Consider the following 1,505-nt stretch of genomic DNA (forward strand, 5'->3'; position numbering starts at 1 on the left):
CGCTCGCCGAACAGGATAGCAAACTGGTTCATCGCTGATTATATGAACGCCTCCCGTTTGCGAAGGTTTTTCGTGTGTGCTGACTACGACAGGATGGGTTGCAGCTTTATATCCGGGCTTGTTGCAGCCTGACATGCTGCGGCCCACCATGAAATCCGCTGACCCGCGCCTCATTTTTCCGACGAGCTAGAAGCTCACTCAGCGATTCAGGTTTGGCGAGTCCCGGTCCGACCTGTTTTGTCATTACATACGATTGCCAGCGCAACCTTTCGACGTGTCATCCTGTAAAAATTGATCTACCTTCTACGCGACGTGCGCCGGTCAGACCGGTTTCACGCTCACATAGTCCTTGTCGTACTGCCTGTCGTGCGCCAAGATCGCCCAGATCGTGCGAGCCATCCTGTTCGCTTGTGCCACGACTGCTACATTCAACGGTCGCCGCTTCTTGATGCCTTCGGCCCATAATCCGGGTTCCTTTGCGAGACACAGCACGCTTCGGGCCCCGTGGATCAACAGCTTGCGCAGATAGGTATCTCCTCGTTTGCTGATCCCCAGTAACTGGACCTTGCCACCCGTACCGGTCTGCCGTGGCACCAGTCCGATCCAGGCTGCGAACTCGCGCCCGGACCGGAACGTCTTCGCATCGCCCATAGTGGCTACTGCCGCTGTCGCCGTCAGCAGACCAACGCCCGGTATGGCAACAATCGCCTTGCATGCCTTGTCCTCTCTCTGCCACGCCTGCAGACGCCGCTCAATTTCAGCAATCTGTCTGTCCAGTTCCGACAATCCACTCCACTGCTCTCGCAGTGTGTCGATCAGGATCGAGGGCAGACGATCAACCAGCCGCTCCAGGACACTTGGAATTGCCTTGTCGAGCGCAGCCCGTCCCTTGGCCATCACTTCACCGTATTCGGTTAGCAAGCCGCGCAGACTATTGACCTGCATCGTGCGGAACTTCACCAGTTGCTCTCGCATCCGGTGCAGCCCCAGCACGGCCTGCTGCGTTTCAGTCTTCACCGCGACGGCCTTGCCTGCGTGCTGTACGGCAAGCCAGATGGCTCGCGCATCAGTCGCATCGTTCTTGTTACCCATTGCGAACGCCTTGACGAACTTGCCCGGCATCAACTTCACCTGATGGCCCATCGCGATCAGTTTACGGGCCCAGTGTTGGGAACCACCGCACGCTTCCATGCCGATGAGGCGGGGAGTCAAATTTGCGAAATGCTCCAGAAACGCGGCTCGCTTTACCGGCTTATTTACGATCTCGCCCGTCTCTGCGTCGATGTAATGGAGCTGCATCACGTTCTTTGCAATGTCCACACCCACTGTCGTGTGCTTCATTTCGGAGCCTCCGGTTTGCCAGGAAAACCCCTATGGTCTTCCATCTGGGCACTTTGATGCCATTGGCCCGTAAGGCTCAGCCTTCCTGCAAGCTACGCCACTCACGGGTGGGAGGCGTTCATATCATTTTTCCAGTCGAAGGCGGACCGCACGGTCTTGGCCAG

General features: G+C 57.4%; 1 protein-coding gene. It reads right to left on the bottom strand.

What is annotated here, in order from left to right; all coding sequences use genetic code 11:
- Nucleotides 1–321 precede the first annotated feature (321 nt).
- The gene (locus G3O06_RS48265) at nt 322–1,341 is read right to left on the bottom strand and encodes an IS110 family transposase (RefSeq protein ID WP_175712670.1); all 1,020 of its coding nucleotides are present in this window, start codon (nt 1,339–1,341) and stop codon (nt 322–324) included.
- Nucleotides 1,342–1,505 lie beyond the last annotated feature (164 nt).

It is taken from the genome of Burkholderia sp. Ac-20345 (genome assembly GCF_017104825.1).
In the GTDB taxonomy this organism is placed as follows: domain Bacteria; phylum Pseudomonadota; class Gammaproteobacteria; order Burkholderiales; family Burkholderiaceae; genus Burkholderia; species Burkholderia lata_B.

Bases quoted from the DNA above. Each gene is read 5' to 3' on its own strand.
- G3O06_RS48265 (WP_175712670.1), bottom strand. From the start codon at position 1,341: ATGAAGCACACGACAGTGGGTGTGGACATTGCAAAGAACGTGATGCAG.